This is a genomic window from Staphylococcus lutrae (assembly GCF_002101335.1).
Taxonomy (GTDB): domain Bacteria; phylum Bacillota; class Bacilli; order Staphylococcales; family Staphylococcaceae; genus Staphylococcus; species Staphylococcus lutrae.
This window is the reverse complement of sequence record NZ_CP020773.1, coordinates 2,339,014-2,355,872: the sequence shown is the minus strand read 5'-3', so window position 1 is coordinate 2,355,872 and position 16,859 is coordinate 2,339,014. Positions and strand designations below refer to the sequence as shown.

Sequence of the window (16,859 nt, the reverse complement as noted above, 5' to 3'; positions counted from 1 at the left end):
TGGAGAACCATCATGATTAAAGTGACGTGTTGGCAAAAGATGATTAACAAAAAAGCAGTCCAATGAAAATACACATCAGACTGCACGTATCAAACGGTCATTCAATTTAGGTTATTCAGATGGATACATTTTAGAAAAGATTGGGGTTTGTCAAATTAAGTGTGTAAGTTATTCAAGATACTTTATAACTCTATTCTTAATTTGATCATGTAAAAGGAGCTGATTCATAACCATAGACCAGTTTGGAATGAAGCCAGTTGACCATTTCTTTTCAAGTTCTTTAGTTCGAATAAACAGAAGTTTTAGGAGTGCATGCTCATTAGGGAATGCGCCTTTTTTTGTTACCTTGCGGTAACTAGAATGAATACTTTCTACAGCGTTTGTAGTGTACATAATTTTTCTAATATTACTTCCGTAATCGAATAATTGTTCTACATGTGCGAAATTTCGGATCCACACATCAACGGCTCCAGGGTATTGAGACCATTGTTGTTTAAATGCTTCAAAGGCGGTATGACATGCTTTTAAGGAAGTTGCTCCATAAACTTTTTTAAGGGAAGCAGTAAAAGCTTTATAATCTTTACTAGGTACATATTTAATTGAATTTCTGACTAGGTGTACGATACATCTTTGAACGATAGTTTGTGGGAAGATAGCTTTAACACCAGCTTCTAAACCTGATACACCATCCATTGATAAAAAGAAAATATCTTCTACACCTCTAGCTTTGATTTCATCAAAGATTTGCATCCATTTATGCTTACTTTCAGTTTCATTTAACCATAAACCTAGAATTTGTTTTCGGCCATCAATTGTATAACCTAGTATTGTGTAAACTGCGTATTCCTTTATTTCATAATCATTTCTAATCTTTGTGTACAGACAGTCTACAAAAACGAAAGTATAACACTTTTCTAAAGGTCTACTTTGCCATTCTTCCATCTCAGGTATAACGGCATCTGTAATATCAGAAATCATTTCATGTGATACGGAAAATCCATAAATGTCTTCTATAGTTGATGAAATATCACGTTGAGACATGCCTTTGGCATACATAGAAATTACTTTATCTTCAATTTCCGAAACATCTCGTTGGCGCTTCTTGATTAATTTTGGATCAAATGAAGCATCTCTATCTCTGGGTACATTAATTTCAACTTCTCCTTTAGAAGTTTTTAATGTCTTATTTCCATAGCCATTACGTCTATTTTCTGTAAATTTGTCAGATTTATCATTCGAAGAATAACCTAGATGATTATTCATTTCACCTTGTAACATAGCTTCAAACATGGGTCCGAAAATATCCTTTAACGCCTCTTCCATATCTTCAACAGTTTCGGGAGCATACTCAGAAATAATTCTATTAGCTAATTCAACAGATTTAGGATTACGTTTTTTACGAGCCATCATGTTACCTCCATAGTATCTTAAGTGTATTTTAACACTATGCATAGAGTTATGCTTAGAATCCGTAAAAAGTGATTGGTTTGTTTTTTAACCAACACTTTTTATGGATCTAGCAAGCGTTAGCGCGCTAGGAAAATAAAAAAATAAACTGCGAAGCAGAGCCGTACGCACTCTACTTACACAGTTTATTTTACATTCCCAAAGATTGCATTTGTACCACAATCACATCTCACCCATTGCTTTTCAACTGTGTCCTGCTCCGATAATTTTGGGACATCACTTCCAAAATGATTGGAATACGGTTTTTAAGTTCTGATACATGTGAAATAATCCCTACCAAACGCCCGCTAGATTGCAATTGAATTAAGGTATCTAATGCAGTCTCGAGGGTCTCTTGATCAAGTGTCCCAAAACCTTCATCTATAAACATTGCATCTAGTGCTATGCCGCCTTGCTCACTTTGAACCACTTCACTTAGCCCTAAAGCTAGCGCTAAAGAAGCTTGGAATGTTTCCCCGCCTGATAATGAAGTAATGTGCCTTGATTGATTAGAGTAGTAGTCATATACTTCTATCTCTAAACCACTAAAACCACGACCTTTTTTCTTATTTCTCACCAATTCGTATCGTTGACCCGTCATGCTGAGTAACCGTTGATTCGCCTTCAACAAAATTTGCTCTAAATAATGCATTAACACATAATTTTCCAGCGTAAGATGGTGTTCATTCTTTCCATTTAACACTTCAGCAAGTTGGAATAACTCCAATTGTTCACTTAAAGTTGTTTTTAAATGGGCAACTTCATCACGTAACTTCTGTGCAGTTTTTTGATTTTGCGTTGCTTGAAATGAAAATTCATTATAACGTTTTTGCAACAATTGATAAGTTTCTCGCTTAACGGACTGCTGTACCGTTAATTCATCTATACTTTCTACTGGAATTTCTGAAATTTGATGTAAAATATCATCTCGTTTTAATTGTAACATTTGCATTTGCTGATGAAATTGAGAGACTTTTTGACGATATGTTTCTTTATGCACACTCTCTTTCAAGATATCAAATAATCCCGCTCGATCTGGGATATCTAACGCTTTTAATGCCGCATCTATATCGCTGTTCAATGATTGGACTTTCTGCGTCATTTCATTGATTTGATGCGCCACCAAATCCACTTTGTAATGTTCTTCTTTGAGTAATTGTGCCGTTTGCTCACATTGTTCAATCCATTCTCTTTTACGATCAAAAAAGGTATCGACAGTTGCTTTCATACGCGTATATGCCTTTTGAAATACTTGTATATCTTGATAGCCTGTTTCTGACTCGAACGTTTGGAGATGTTCTTGTAAATATGCCTGCTCCTTTTTTAATACTTCGATATTTTGATTGTTATCATTAAGAATTTGTCGATTTCGTGTCACTTCTTGTTGAATACGTGCAAGACGTTCATTTTCTAAATCTATTTTTTCAATCATTGCGTTGATTTTTCTTTGTTCAGATTGGGCCGCCAATAGCTTCTCTTCTTCAAAGTCAGCGTCACCCATCTCTGTGATTCGTTGTTTCGTATGATTGAGATCCGATTCACACTTTATTTTTTGTTCCTTCAACGTGACCATTTGCTTCTCAATACGACGATTCTTTTGCTGAATAGCCTTAATATGCGCAATCTGTTCATCTGAATTAACATGTTGAACAATTTGACCGCAAACAGGACAAGGCGCATCCACATGTATCACGGCACGCAATGTCATCACCGCTTGCTCATGATCGATTAATTGTTGTTCACTTTGAGATAAGTCTTGAATCAAACAGGCTTGTTCTTTTAATGCTTGATCGATTTGCTGCCATTCTGTCGTTAGTGACTCAAGCTTTAATTGTTGTTGTTTTTTTAATGCGTCATTCTTTTGCTCAGCCAACAAACGTGTGACTTGTTCAGCAAGCACCAGTTGCTGAGACTGCCATTTTGATTTACTTTCATAATCTGGCTGGCGTTCCATATCGCGTTGATCTATCTTGTCCAAACGCTTTTGTACATCCGCATTTTGCACTTGTAATGATCGAATCTCGTCTTCCACTTTAAGCATTCGATTATTTTTTTCTTTCAATTGTTCGCATTCTTGATAAAAATATCGTGTATGTTCTAAAAATGCCGCGTTGCTCGTCATTTCATTTTCATTCAATACATGTTGTTCGAGGGCGTGTTGTTGCTTCAATTGTTGTTGTTTAAGCTGTGCTTGCCTATCATTCATTTCAGAATAATCTTGTTGTTTTAGTCGCAATGCGTTTTCAACCTCTTGCAAATCTTGACACATTTTAAGCGCAAATTTACTCTCATCCATCAACTTTAATTTTTTCTCAAGCTGTGCAATGGTAGATGCTTCTGTTTTTAACCGTGTCAATGCTTCTTCTAACTCTTGTAGTTGTACCGTCAATTGTTGTCGCAAATGTTGTCGGTTTAACGCTTCAGTCACCTGTTCTAAATCTTGTTCAGCACGTTGTTTTTCTGATTTGCATTGTGCGATTTGTACTTCTGCAATCCTTTCAAATTGCGGTAGCACATCTATCATCATGTCGTATTGTTCACGCTTTAAATTTTTTTCTGCGTTCAGTTCTGGGTAATCTAACGTATACAATTCATCCCACACACTTTGAATCTTTGTATAAATTTGATCAATTTTGTTTTTCATATTTTTTGTTTTATCAGACAGTTGATTTTTTAACTTGTCGTAGAGTTGTGTATTAAATAACGTCCTTAAAATCGTTTGTTTATCTGTACTGTTGGACACTAAAAACGCTTTAAATTCACCTTGAGGTAGGACGAATAACTGCCGAAACTGATTTTGTTTTAATTTGAGCAAATCTAAAATAAATTTCTCTCCTGCCTGTATCGTACTTTCTAACAAAACAAATTGATGCTTGTCATATCGATATACCTCTAGTTTAGGTTTCGTTTCGTTTTTATTTCCTGGTTTCAAAAAAGAGGCTTCACGAACGACTTTATAACGATGACCTTTGATTTCAAATTCAAATGATACCGCTAATGGCTCAGATGCTGTAGCAAAATGACTTCTCAAATATTTAACTTCTCGCTTTTCTGTTGAAGCTCGGCCATATAGTGCATAGACAATCCCATCAAAAATCATCGTTTTCCCCGAACCTGTTTTCCCACTAATTAAAAACAGCTGATTGGATTGTATGCTTGAAAAGTCAATTGTTTCATCTAAAAAAGGCCCAAAGTTTTTGAGTTGGAGTTTTAAAGGTCTCATTATTCATCCTCCTTTTCCATTGACTCTAATAACTGTATGACACTTTGTTTCTGGATCTTTGATAATGTTTCTGTGGTCATCTCATTATAAAATTGGTCAACAATATCTAACGGTTTTAACTTTTTGACCTCTTTCAATCCCTCCGATTGATACATTGAAGGAATGGTCTGTTGTGTTAAAGATAACGTGTTAGGATAGAGCTGTTTTAATTTTTGCATTGGATCTTTAATATGGCTTAACTGTTCAACATTAAAGTGAAAATAACTTTCATCACTTTTGCGCTCAAAACGACCATTCATAATATCATCAAATCGTGCATTGACGACTTCTAATTCTCGTCTTGGCTTTAGAGGAATGAATCGTTGTTGAATATTTTTCTCTTTTTCAAAATTAAACAATCGCACCCCTTTTGCTTGTTGCGCCTCTGAAAATGAATATTGTAACAATGAGCCACTATAAACCACATTTTGATATTGACTCGCAAATGGATGGTGAATGTGACCTAACAAGACGGCATCAAAATCCAATAAAAATTGAGGTGACACGGCTTCTATCGTACCAATTGTAATCTCACGTTCAGAGTCACTTTTAGGTGCACCTTTTAATGTAAAGTGACCCACTAAAATATTAGTCATATTGGCATCAAGTTGAGGCTGTACCAATGCGACTAACTTTTTAACGGCCTCCTCATAATATTTTGCCGAATCTTCTAAAAATTCATTTGCTTCTGCTAAAGTAAAAAATGGCAATGTGTAAATCGCTACATCTCCAAAAATGATAGGTTTAAAAAATTGCTCAATTTCAGTTGCTATAAATAATTGATTGTGTTGAAACCAAGAAGCCCCATAACGCAATCGCGCTTTCCCATCATGATTTCCATTAATCATCACAATCGGAATACCCAACTCTAAATTGATTTTTGAAATCGTACGCTCCATTAAATCAAGTACATATTTATTCGGGTAGGCTGTATCGTAAATATCCCCAGCAATCACCAACACATCAGGTCGCTCATTTGCTAGAACATCAATTAATTGTTGAAGCACATCGTACTGATCTTCAATAAAGGAATGACCGTTTAAAATTTTACCTAAGTGCCAATCAGCAGTATGTATTAATTTCATTTCATCACCTCAGAACAAATGTTCGTATTCATTTTAAAATAAGCATTTAATCATTTCAAGTCCTTTTATCATAATTGACGATATAAAAATGAGGTCGGGACATTGAATGGTCCTAACCCCTACATTGACTCAGCAATAACGACTTTACTCAAAAAGCTTTCTCCCTTATTCATCATGGATGATGCTACAAGTTGATCTTTAGTTTTTTATATCGATAAAGCATTGCAAGTCGCCATGGAACAAGCATACTAAATGCGAGTAAGAAAAACATCCCTGCAAGCGCTCCAGCATCGATTGTATTACCCAAAAAAACTTTGAGTACTGTTCGAATTAATAATAGAGAGACAAGTACAAATGGAAATGCTTTTGATTTTTTTAAATAAATTTGGCGGTCTTTTACCTCGAAATGTGAAGTCATAATTAATACACTCGAAAAAATAACGCCAAGTACGATGGATTCTATAATTTCAAACCCCGTTAATCTAAAGTAAGGGACGACATACATGAATGCACCCGTTGCCATAAAAAAAGGTGGTAAAATAATTTTCTTTTCATTTACTGGATATTTCTGCGCCTTCATTCTAATTACGATGACGCCAGCCCCCATTACGAACGCTATGAGAATGGACAAAATTAAATAAGTCAACGTCACTCCTCCTTACATGATTCAAAGATACCAATAAGTATATCACACGAACTTCAAATGACGTAACAGTAGCAACTATATGACATGCGTTTTTTAGTTGATTTTGCCATGCACGTGTCACAGCCATTACAAAATGCCATCTTGCAAATGACAGCGACGAAAATTCCTACCTTGGCTAAAACTACGATGATGACAATTGCGCATCTTACTTTAAAAGTCGAATTAAAAAGTACTACAAAAAACAAAGGATCCATGAAGTTCGGAGACTCATGAAACCTTTGTTATTATTATAATATTTTAATACTACAATTTTTTATCCATGTTTTTGTTCATCATTGTCATCATTTGATTAATCTTCTTTTGTGAAGGTTTTTGTCCCATTTGCATCATCATCATGCGTAACATTTCTTCATTGATTGGCGGGTTCTTTTTTAAATAATCCATCATATATTTACGTGCTAAGAAAAAACCGCCTACTAATCCACCGATAAGTGCAATAACAATTAATAAAATTGCTAACCATGTAGCCATCGTTTCACCCACTTTCTTTATCCTTTTGCATTTTACTAAAATTATGTATTCTTTTCAAGGTATCGCTAACAAATTTATTGGCGTCACAAGAAAACAGTCGAGCTGAAACTCACGCATCAAGCTCGACTATACATTTTATACTATTTTTGATGATTCTTATAGTTTTTCTATTTCAGTTAATATATTTTCTTTTGTAAATCCATATTTTTCAACGACTAATTCACCAGGCGCACTTGCACCGTAACGGTCAATACCAATCACTAAGCCATTCATACCTACATATTTGTGCCATCCTAATGAAGCCGCCATTTCAACAGCTACACGTTTCTCAACATGTGGTAACAAAATTTCATTTTGGTAGGCTTTCGGTTGATTTTCAAAAGCATTCCAGTTCGGCATTGAAACAACCCGAACACCTTTGCCTTGTTCTTCAAGTGCCTTAGCTACATCAACCGTTAGGCTTACTTCAGAACCAGAAGCGAAAAGCACATATTCAGGTGATTTTTCCGTTTCATAAACGACATATGCACCCTTTCTCACGCCTTCTTCAACTGTTACCGCATCAACATCCAACACAGGTAAGCCTTGACGTGTTAAGACTAAAGCCGTTGGTGTTTGATTTGATTCTACAGCAACTTTCCATGCAACACGTGTTTCGTTACCATCTGCAGGACGAATCACATTTAAATTTGGAATCGCTCTTAAACCAGCTAATTGTTCAATAGGTTCGTGTGTAGGTCCATCTTCACCTACAGCAATGGAGTCATGCGTAAATATAAATGTTGAACGTAAGCCCATAATTGCCGCTAAGCGTAATGCTGGTTTCAAATAGTCACTAAAAACAAAGAATGTCGCACCGTAAGGGTGTAAGCCACCATGTGCCGCCATACCATTCACAGCAGCTGCCATTGCAAATTCACGTACACCAAACCAAACGTTTTTACCTTCACCATAATCAGCAGAAAAATCTGATTCATTTTTCACTCTGGAATTATTAGATGAAGCTAAGTCGGCAGAACCACCAAATAATGTTGGAACAGCTTGACTTAACGCTTGGATCACTTCACCAGAATCTGCACGAGAAGCCGCTTTATGACCAAGTTCAAATTGAGGAAGGTCTTTTTCATAGCCTTCAGGTAATTTACCTGCGAGTGCATCCTCTAATTCTTTGTACAATTCAGGATATTGTTTACTGTAGGCCTCCACTTTGCTGTGCCACTCTTTTTCATTTTCATCTGCACGTTGAATCATTGTCGAATTGAAAATTTCATAAACGGCTTCATCAACATGAAAACGCTTTGAAGGATCAAGATTATAATTTTCAAATGTTAATTTACGTTCTTCTGCACCTAACGGAGAACCATGAGACGCGTTGCTGTTTGATTTATTTGGCGAACCATCACCAATAATTGTTTTCACTTCAATAATTGTTGGCCCACTTTGACCTTTCGCTTTAGCAATCGCCTTATCAATAGCTTCTACATCGTTACCATCTTTTACAAGCATATGATTCCAACCATATGCTTCAAATCGTTGTTTAATATCCTCAGAGAAGGATTTTGACGTTTCTCCGTCTAATGAAATATCGTTTGAATCATAAAGTGTAATTAATTTATCTAATTTTAAATGTCCTGCAAGTGAAGCCGCTTCATGTGAAATCCCTTCCATCAAGTCACCATCAGATGCTAAAACATACGTATAGTGATCGACAACTTCAATGTCTTTATTAAATTTAGCAGCTAAGTGTTTCTCTGCCATTGCCATACCCACTGACATCGCAAATCCTTGTCCAAGAGGCCCAGTTGTAATCTCTACACCTTTCGTGTGACGGTATTCTGGGTGACCCGGAGTTTTAGAGCCCCATTGTCTAAATTGTTTTAACTCATCAAGTTCTAATGCACCTGATACATGTAATAAACTATACAACAACGCCGAACCATGTCCCGCTGATAAAACGAATCGATCTCTGTTAAAGTACTCATGTGAATTAGGATTAAAGTTAAGGTGACGTGTCCACAATGTATAAGCCATTGGTGCAGCCCCCATTGGTAAACCTGGGTGCCCTGAATTTGCTTCTTCTATAGCGTCAATACTTAACCCTCGTATCGTATTAATCGCTAAACTGTCTTTTTGTTCAATCATTTATAATTCCTTCCTTTCTGATTCCGCATCATGCTTCCATTATACCTGAAACAGTACATTAAAGCCTAATAAATGACATCACTTCATCACGCTTATTCAAAATCATTTTCGAATATGGTTTTGCTTTTGCACCTCTTTAAGTTTTTCTGGCGTCACATCATTACCTTCTGGATCAATGACTTTTGTATGTTCAATTTGACTTTTAAAACTATTTCTAAAAACTTCCAAATACTCACTTCTCAACTTAGATTGCTCTTTTGCTTCAGTTTCAGTGAGACCCTCTGTCTTTTTCTTTTTGGCCAGTTCGTTAATTCGTTTTAACTTTTCTTTACTCAGCATAAATGTGCTCCTCCGTATTATTCTTTACAAAAATATAACAGAAAAACACTATAAAACCAAACACTTAAATTGGTTATAAAAGTCAGTCACCACTTCATTCAATGTGTGTTTTAAGTACAAACATCCTTTGATCTACAAGAAGTCTTTATGAATTTAAAGTTTTGGGGAGTCCTACAACAATAGAAACATTTAATGTTGAAATATCTGACGAGGTTCAAATACTTTTAGTCTATGTTATACACATAAAATGTATACGCAATTTGAGGGAGCGCGCTAAAATCTAAATATTATCTTGAATTCAATCATCTCAGTATCAGCCATATTCCATACGCTCCCACAACAAGCGTTTTGTACACACCATTGAATCATGAAAGGAAAACGTCACCTATCCGTAAAAGCACACATTCCTTTTGTGGATTAATGGCTTAAAGTCACAGCAATAACAGATTGCTCTTTTCCATTATTGTATTCCTGTTCGTATGTTTTAGTTTGATGTGTATGGTCTGTCCGAATTTGATGGTCCGTCATCTCGTACGTCTGTTCTGTTTTACTCGACTCACTAGCGAGTAGAAAAAACGACAAAAATAAGATTGAAGAGAGTATAAAAACAGATAGAAACAAGTAAATCTCTGAAATTTTAATATGAATCATCATTTTCACTCCTAGAACGTTTGTTTGTATAAAAACTTTAACAGAACGCGTGTTCTGTGTCAACACTTTAACGAACAAACGTTTGTGATTGTTCGTATAATATGATATAATATCAACAATCAGAATTAAGAAGGAGTGTGCGAAATGAGAGAATTAACAAAAAGACAAAGTGAGATTTTTGAATTCATTAAACATGTCGTCCAAATGAAAGGCTACCCGCCAAGTGTGCGTGAAATTGGAGAAGCAGTCGGATTGGCTTCGAGTTCTACAGTACACGGTCATTTATCTCGATTAGAAGAAAAAGGGTATATCCGTCGTGACCCTACAAAACCGCGCGCGATTGAAATTGTCAATGAATTGATGGGTGACCCAATCAATATGGAAGAAACGATTTATGTCCCGGTGATTGGTAAAGTAACAGCGGGAACACCTATTTCTGCAATAGAAAATGTTGAAGAATATTATCCGCTCCCAGAACATTTTACTTCCACTCATAATGGACAAATTTTCATTCTAAATGTTGTCGGTGATAGTATGATTGAGGCTGGAATTTTAGATGGGGATAAAGTTATAGTCAGAAGCCAATCCATCGCCGAAAATGGAGACATTATTGTAGCCATGACAGAAGAGGATGAGGCCACAGTGAAACGTTTCTTCAAAGAAAAAAATCGTTACCGTTTACAACCTGAAAATAGCAGTTTAGAACCTATTTATTTAGATCATGTGACCGTTTTAGGCAAAGTTATAGGTTTGTTTAGAGAAATGTAATCTTGTTCAATCACTCCTTCACTTTAAACCATTCGTTTTTTACGAGTGGCTTTTTTCTAATCATCTTCTGGGTACATGCTTCAACAAAAAAGCGTCGATCAAAGATTCAAGTAAAATCGCTTTGATCGACACATCATCGTTATTCATTTAAGTTACCCGATATAATTTTCAGTCCAATAAGGTTGACGCTGAGCATTAAAGTCAACACCAATACCAATTTGAGTCACATCTGTATTTAAAATATTTTTCCGATGGCCTAATGAGTTCATTAAACCATGATGTGCAAAAATCGCATCCGTTTGACCATATGCTAAATTTTCAGCAGCCGTTTGATATTGATGGCCATCCTTTTTCATGCGGTCAAATGGGGATTCACCTTGTTGATTAGTGTGGTCAAAATAATGGTGCTTGGCCATATCCGTACTATGCTTTCTCGCTGTTTTTGCCAATGATTCAGAGAATGCAAGCGGATGTAATCCTTTTTGAACCCTTTCAGCATTTAGTAAATAAAAATCCTGTTTTTCAAAGCTCTCTCTCAAGTAATTGGATGGCGCTGCATATTGATGCGTTAATTGATTTTCCATCAGATGACTGACTTGTAACATTCCCGTTAGTTGATTATTTTCATGCTTGTCATAAAACACCGTCGTATAGATGCCATCATCATCAAAAACATCATATTCCTCATTGTCAATTTCATAAATCGTACGTCCTTTATGAAAACCTTTTATGGGTGTTCCCAATTCAGCTCTCACAACATCTTTTGCTGTACCATATTTCACACCGCTTTTTGAGGTCATCATATTTTGATTTGTATACAGGCCATGAACTTTTTGATTGATATAACTCACCATGACAAAGTCATTAAAGTCTTGATGATAGACGAACCACTTTGTTCCATACTTATTACCGATTTCAGCTTTAGGCTGGCCTAGTTTCGCCTCAACTGCTTTGCGATTCATATTCATTTGAATATTTCTCATTGCAAATTCTTGTTCTTTAGGCGTCTTTAAAACGGTTTCATTAGATTTACCGTATACGATTTGATCAATCTGTTGATTTACTGGTTGCGCAAACTTAGAAATTGTTTCATTAGGCTGTAACGGTATCGCTAATAATAAGAGCATACCTCCAACAAAAAATAAGAGAAATTTTTTGATAATCACGCACTCCTTTTTAATCACGATCTCCATTAAAAATGGAATTACGTACAATGACATAATCCACTTTTCTTAGTGCACCCACATCTTTACCCCCGGCGTAGGATATTGCACTTTGTAAATCTTCTTGCATTTCAATCAACGTATCTTTAAGTGCGCCTTTATGTTCCACAAACATTTTTTTGCCTTCTACGTTTTTACGCTCACCTTTTTGATATTCTGATGCACTACCAAAATATTCTTTATATTTCTTACCTTCAATCTCTACCGTTTCACCTGGAGACTCTTCGTGCGCAGCAAACAATGAGCCAATCATGACCATAGAAGCACCAAAGCGAACCGATTTAGCAATGTCACCATGTGTACGAATACCACCATCAGCAATAATCGGCTTGCGCGCTGCTTTGCTACATTGATTGACGGCTGCTAATTGCCACCCTCCTGTGCCAAAACCTGTCTTAATTTTAGTAATACAGACCCTTCCTGGTCCAATACCGACCTTTGTTGCATCTGCACCGGCATTTTCAAGTTCTCTAACGCCTTCAGGTGTACCGACGTTGCCCGCAATGACAAAGACTTCTGGTAATTGTTTTTTGATATACTGAATCATTTCAATCACTTGATCCGAATGACCATGAGCAATATCGATTGTAATATATTCAGGTGACAAGCCTGCTTCTTTTAATGCATCAATAAATTTAAATTCACCCGTCTTCACACCAACTGAGATAGAAGCATACAAACCTTGATTCTGCATCTTTTGAACAAATGACAAACGTGTTGTCTCATCAAAACGATGCATAATATAAAAATAATCATTTTGAGCAAACCATTCTGCAACACTTTCATTCATTACCGTTTGCATATTCGCTGGTACAACGGGTAATTTAAATCGCTTTGGTCCAAATTGAATGGATGTATCAATTTCTGAACGACTTTTAACTATACTTTTGTTCGGTATTAATTGAATGTCTTCATAATCAAAAATTTTCATTAAAAAACTCCTTAATTTCATTTATTTCTTAGATAATATACTATCTTCATGAAATAAAGTAAATTAAAGAGGTCTTTTTGTTTACCAGCTTGATTTTTTCACGCCAGGAATTTGTCCTTTATGTGCATGTTCTCTAAACGCAATACGGGACATTTCAAATTTTCTCAAAACACCACGTGGGCGTCCTGTCACTTTACATCTACGTGTTAAACGTGTCGGTGACGCATCTCTAGGTAATTTTCTTAATCCTTCGTAATCACCTTTTGCTTTAAGTTCTCTTCTAATTTCAGCATATTTCGCTACCATTGCTTCTCTTTTTTGCTCTTTAGCAATTTTTGACTTTTTAGCCATTTATATGAACACTCCTTACAAATCGTAATAGTTACGTTTTATATATTAGCATACCTTACTTTACTTTGACAAGCCTTTAATTTAAATTAAAATAAAAAAGAGTTGGCAAAATGCTGTCACCATGCTAAAATATTAAATCGTAATAGTTTCAATTGAAAAGGAGGTCCTACCCATGCGCGTAAATGTAACATTAGCATGTACTGAATGTGGTGATCGTAACTATATCACAACTAAAAACAAACGAACTAATCCTGAGCGTATTGAAATGATGAAATATTGCCCAAGATTAAACAAGCACACTTTACACAGAGAAACAAAATAATTAAAATCATTTTCAATCCCAATTATTGAGACGCTTTTGATTTGTCTTAATAAGTGAATTTAAATGACTGTTACCTTAACAATAATTAAAATACGACAAAAGCCAAATGACGTCAGTGCATTTGGCTTTTTTGTGCGCAAATAAACACACAACTTCACTAATAAATAATTTATCGCTTTAAAGCCTTAAATTTTCTATTGAAAGTCTGTTACTTTACAAGTAAAATAAGTAGAAAGTTAATTTTTGAGGAGAAGATATATATGGAAGAAAAAAACTTAAGTAGAGGGCTCCAATCTAGGCATATCACCATGATCGCTATCGGAGGTGCAATCGGAACAGGTTTATTTGTAGCTACCGGCGGAGTTATCGCACAAGCAGGTCCTGGTGGTGCTATTTTAGCTTATTTAGTCATTGGGGTCATGTTATATTTTTTGATGTCATCCATTGGAGAAATGGCAACATTTTATCCTGTTTCTGGTGCGTTCAGTAGTTATGCAACACGTTTTGTAGATCCATCACTCGGCTTTACAATGGGATGGTTGTATTGGACAATCTGGTCGTTGGTTACAAGTGTTGATATTATCGTTGCCTCAAGCGTGATTAATTATTGGAGCACATTCCATTTCTTCTCACCGCTTGTTTGGAGTTTAATATTCTTAGTACTCCTTTTTACAATCAATGTTTTTACTGTAAAAGCATTTGGTGAAGCAGAGTTTTGGCTATCCCTTATCAAAGTCGTGACAATTATCATTTTCATCATATTAGGTATTTTAATGATTTTTGGCATTCTAGGCGGTCATTATTATGGATTTAGTCATTTTACGACTGGAGAAGCCCCATTTGTGGGTGGAATCTCAGGATTTTTAAGCGTACTATTAATAGCAGGATTTTCAGTGGGCGGTACCGAGGTCGTGGCCGTAACAGCTGGTGAATCCGATCATCCTAGAAAATCCATGCCACGTGCGATCAAACAAGTATTTTGGCGTATTTTACTGTTCTACGTGCTATCTATTGCAGTCATTTCTGCAATTTTATCCTACACGGATCCAACATTGTTAAACGAAGGCGGTTCAATCGCACAGAGTCCGTTCACTATCGTTTTTGATAGAGTGGGTATTGCTTTTGCTGCCTCTGTCATCAACACTGTTATTTTAACGTCATTATTATCAGCAGCCAATTCAGGCGTTTTCACTACGAGTCGAATGCTATTTTCTTTGAGCCAAGCAAAACAAGCACCTCGTTTTCTAGGCAAGGTTAGCCCACGCTCACAATTGCCGTTACGTGCTTTGTTTACAACGTTTATTTTTATTGCTGCTGTGATTACTTATGCCAATTTCAATCCACAAAGTGTGATGGGGTTACTGAATATTATTGGTGCACTTGTCACTTTCGTATGGGCATCTAGTATCATTGCTCAAATTAGATTACGTCGCGCGATAAAGAAACAACAAAAGGACATTCATCAACTGTTGCCATATCAGGCACCATTTTTCCCAGTTGGCCCTATTATTGTCATTGCAATATTACTATTTTTAGTTTTCGGTAGCTCGTCAGAAGCGTTAATCCATTTCGATTTACCTAAATTGGCACAAAACTTTTTACCTATTTTCATTCTTATCGGCGTTTATATTGTTCACAAAATCATTAATAAAACCCGTATTATTCCACTTGAGGACATTGATTTAAGTATACACGAATCCAATCGAGACGAATGATTAAAAAACAGCGATGAAGTGCGCTATATCAATAGTTGCCTTCATCGCTGTTTTTATCATTTCTTCCTAATGGATATGGATTTTTCTTAATTTAATCCCTAGATCTTCCATTTCCTAGTAGCATCATTTCATGTATAATTAAATTAACAAATTGTAAAGGTGGGGCATGCAATGATAGGACAAACAAACCTTTTCGATGATGTTTTAAAAACAGAGGAACGTTTTGTCATTGTCGTACAAGTTATCGAAGAAAAAAAGGGACAATTGTTGAAGCGTACATTGAGAGAATACAGTAGCTTAACTCATGAACAGATGGATCACCTCTTCAATCATTTAAAAGAATTATATTTAGAAACCGATTTTGAAGCATCTCAATCAGCATTTGCGATTACAGTGTACACCAATTTAGATTATGCTGCAGATCAAGTGTACGCACATGTTAAACGCCATCGTGGTAAACATGAGTGGACACATACTGCAAAATAACAAACAGTAGGGCTTAACGGGGCAGTGGCTAAACAATGGTACTCTATACCTTCCAATCGCCTGTCCCCGTCAAGCTTTTTATATTTTTTAATTTGATTAAAACGAATGATTTGAAAATCTGCTGTGTATACACTAAAGACTTACGATAAAATTTGGTCCAAAGCGTATGGAATTCCCTCTTCATCGTTACTTTTAGTGATCATATCCGCGTAACTTTTCACTTTTTCTGAAGCATTTTCCATTGCGACAGACTTTCCAACTACTTTGAACATTTCAATGTCATTCGCGCTATCCCCGAAAGCAACCATTTGATTTACATCTAAATCTAATCGTTTGGCCAATTTCGTAATTGCTGCCCCTTTTGACACACCTTTGCTCATAAATTCTAAGAAAAAGGGTTTACTCGTCGTCACATCAATCGCATGATCAAACGAAGACCCCATCGTTGCAATACATGCTTGAATATTTTTTTCATAATCGACACCCATTGCTTTAGGAACAGGGTTTTGGATATATGCTTTAATATCAGTCACTTTCTTCATTGGTAAGCCTGTCAATTCAGATTCGATGTTCATGTATTCATGTTCGCCCTCATGTATGATATGCCCCTCATGATAAGTCAGTATAAAGAACCCTTTTTCACGACAAAAGTCCACGATTTTATCAAATTCTTCTTTATCAATCATCTGTTTTTCAACAACTTCATCCTTGGATAAATCTAATGTTTGTGCCCCGTTGTAACTCATAATATAGCTACCAAATTGATCCATTTTTAATGCTTTGGCAGTGGGAATCATTCCCTCAGTAGGTCTCCCGGAAGCTAGTGCAATTTTCACACCTTTTTCCTGTAATTTTAATAAATACGCTTTTGTTTTGACAGAGACACGGTTGTCTGAAGTCATCAACGTGTCATCCATGTCCATCACGATTAAATCAGGTTTCATCATTCAATCTCCTTTCA

At 36.0% G+C, this 16,859-nt stretch carries 17 protein-coding genes; 5 read left to right on the top strand and 12 right to left on the bottom strand.

The genetic code is table 11. The annotated features are described in order from the left end of the window. Positions 1–168: 168 nt before the first annotated feature. The 4 genes from B5P37_RS10945 to B5P37_RS10930 form a co-directional block, all read right to left on the bottom strand. Positions 169–1,407 carry an IS256 family transposase gene (locus tag B5P37_RS10945; RefSeq protein WP_420852987.1) on the bottom strand — a complete coding sequence of 413 codons (1,239 nt, stop codon included), beginning with the start codon at positions 1,405–1,407 and terminating at the stop codon, positions 169–171. Positions 1,408–1,636: 229 nt separating this feature from the next. Then, complete coding sequence (sbcC, locus tag B5P37_RS10940) at positions 1,637–4,669, bottom strand: exonuclease subunit SbcC (RefSeq protein ID WP_085238240.1); 3,033 nt, start codon at positions 4,667–4,669, stop codon at positions 1,637–1,639. Beyond that, positions 4,669–5,793 carry an exonuclease subunit SbcD gene (gene sbcD / locus B5P37_RS10935; protein WP_085238239.1) on the bottom strand — a complete coding sequence of 375 codons (1,125 nt, stop codon included), beginning with the start codon at positions 5,791–5,793 and terminating at the stop codon, positions 4,669–4,671. The genes sbcC and sbcD overlap by 1 nt, the downstream gene beginning before the upstream one ends. Before the next feature lie 184 nt (positions 5,794–5,977). Further along, a complete protein-coding gene (locus tag B5P37_RS10930) occupies positions 5,978–6,439 on the bottom strand; it encodes a CcdC family protein (protein ID WP_085238238.1) in 462 nt (153 codons plus the stop codon). 84 nt (positions 6,440–6,523) lie between these two features. Between B5P37_RS10930 and B5P37_RS12005 the strand changes: the two genes are divergently transcribed. Beyond that, positions 6,524–6,712: a hypothetical protein gene (locus tag B5P37_RS12005; RefSeq protein WP_085238237.1), complete on the top strand. Its 189-nt coding sequence runs from the start codon at positions 6,524–6,526 to the stop codon at positions 6,710–6,712. Positions 6,713–6,742: 30 nt separating this feature from the next. Here the strand turns inward: B5P37_RS12005 and B5P37_RS10920 are convergent, their stop codons facing one another. The 4 genes from B5P37_RS10920 to sosA form a co-directional block, all read right to left on the bottom strand. Beyond that, positions 6,743–6,970, bottom strand: a complete 228-nt coding sequence (locus tag B5P37_RS10920; RefSeq protein WP_206168714.1) for a YneF family protein — start codon at positions 6,968–6,970, stop codon at positions 6,743–6,745. A gap of 156 nt (positions 6,971–7,126) precedes the next feature. Further along, complete coding sequence (gene tkt / locus B5P37_RS10915) at positions 7,127–9,112, bottom strand: transketolase (RefSeq protein ID WP_085238235.1); 1,986 nt, start codon at positions 9,110–9,112, stop codon at positions 7,127–7,129. A 102-nt stretch (positions 9,113–9,214) separates the two neighbouring features. Next, on the bottom strand, positions 9,215–9,448 hold the full coding sequence (locus B5P37_RS10910) for a DUF896 domain-containing protein (RefSeq protein ID WP_206168715.1): 234 nt from the start codon (positions 9,446–9,448) through the stop codon (positions 9,215–9,217). A 420-nt stretch (positions 9,449–9,868) separates the two neighbouring features. After that, positions 9,869–10,102 (bottom strand): DNA damage-induced cell division inhibitor SosA, encoded by a 234-nt coding sequence (gene sosA / locus B5P37_RS10905; RefSeq protein ID WP_085238233.1) that lies wholly within the window; start codon positions 10,100–10,102, stop codon positions 9,869–9,871. A 144-nt stretch (positions 10,103–10,246) separates the two neighbouring features. Between sosA and lexA the strand changes: the two genes are divergently transcribed. Beyond that, complete coding sequence (lexA, locus tag B5P37_RS10900; RefSeq protein ID WP_085238232.1) at positions 10,247–10,870, top strand: transcriptional repressor LexA; 624 nt, start codon at positions 10,247–10,249, stop codon at positions 10,868–10,870. A 152-nt stretch (positions 10,871–11,022) separates the two neighbouring features. Here the strand turns inward: lexA and B5P37_RS10895 are convergent, their stop codons facing one another. The 3 genes from B5P37_RS10895 to rpsN form a co-directional block, all read right to left on the bottom strand. Next, the gene (locus tag B5P37_RS10895) at positions 11,023–11,997 is read right to left on the bottom strand and encodes a CAP domain-containing protein (RefSeq protein ID WP_240622395.1); all 975 of its coding nucleotides are present in this window, start codon (positions 11,995–11,997) and stop codon (positions 11,023–11,025) included. A gap of 49 nt (positions 11,998–12,046) precedes the next feature. Continuing rightward, the gene (guaC, locus tag B5P37_RS10890; protein ID WP_085238231.1) at positions 12,047–13,024 is read right to left on the bottom strand and encodes a GMP reductase; all 978 of its coding nucleotides are present in this window, start codon (positions 13,022–13,024) and stop codon (positions 12,047–12,049) included. An 81-nt stretch (positions 13,025–13,105) separates the two neighbouring features. Further along, positions 13,106–13,375, bottom strand: a complete 270-nt coding sequence (gene rpsN / locus B5P37_RS10885) for a 30S ribosomal protein S14 (protein WP_085238230.1) — start codon at positions 13,373–13,375, stop codon at positions 13,106–13,108. Between the two features lie 172 nt (positions 13,376–13,547). Here rpsN and rpmG point away from each other — a divergent pair, with 172 nt between their 5' ends. From rpmG to B5P37_RS10870, 3 genes are all read left to right on the top strand, one after another. After that, positions 13,548–13,697, top strand: a complete 150-nt coding sequence (rpmG, locus tag B5P37_RS10880; protein WP_014613994.1) for a 50S ribosomal protein L33 — start codon at positions 13,548–13,550, stop codon at positions 13,695–13,697. A 260-nt stretch (positions 13,698–13,957) separates the two neighbouring features. Further along, positions 13,958–15,412, top strand: a complete 1,455-nt coding sequence (locus B5P37_RS10875; RefSeq protein WP_085238229.1) for an amino acid permease — start codon at positions 13,958–13,960, stop codon at positions 15,410–15,412. Positions 15,413–15,583: 171 nt separating this feature from the next. Beyond that, the gene (locus B5P37_RS10870) at positions 15,584–15,898 is read left to right on the top strand and encodes a hypothetical protein (protein WP_085238228.1); all 315 of its coding nucleotides are present in this window, start codon (positions 15,584–15,586) and stop codon (positions 15,896–15,898) included. A gap of 140 nt (positions 15,899–16,038) precedes the next feature. Here B5P37_RS10870 and B5P37_RS10865 read toward each other — a convergent pair whose 3' ends face one another. Continuing rightward, a complete protein-coding gene (locus B5P37_RS10865) occupies positions 16,039–16,842 on the bottom strand; it encodes a Cof-type HAD-IIB family hydrolase (RefSeq protein ID WP_085238227.1) in 804 nt (267 codons plus the stop codon). Positions 16,843–16,859: the final 17 nt, after the last annotated feature.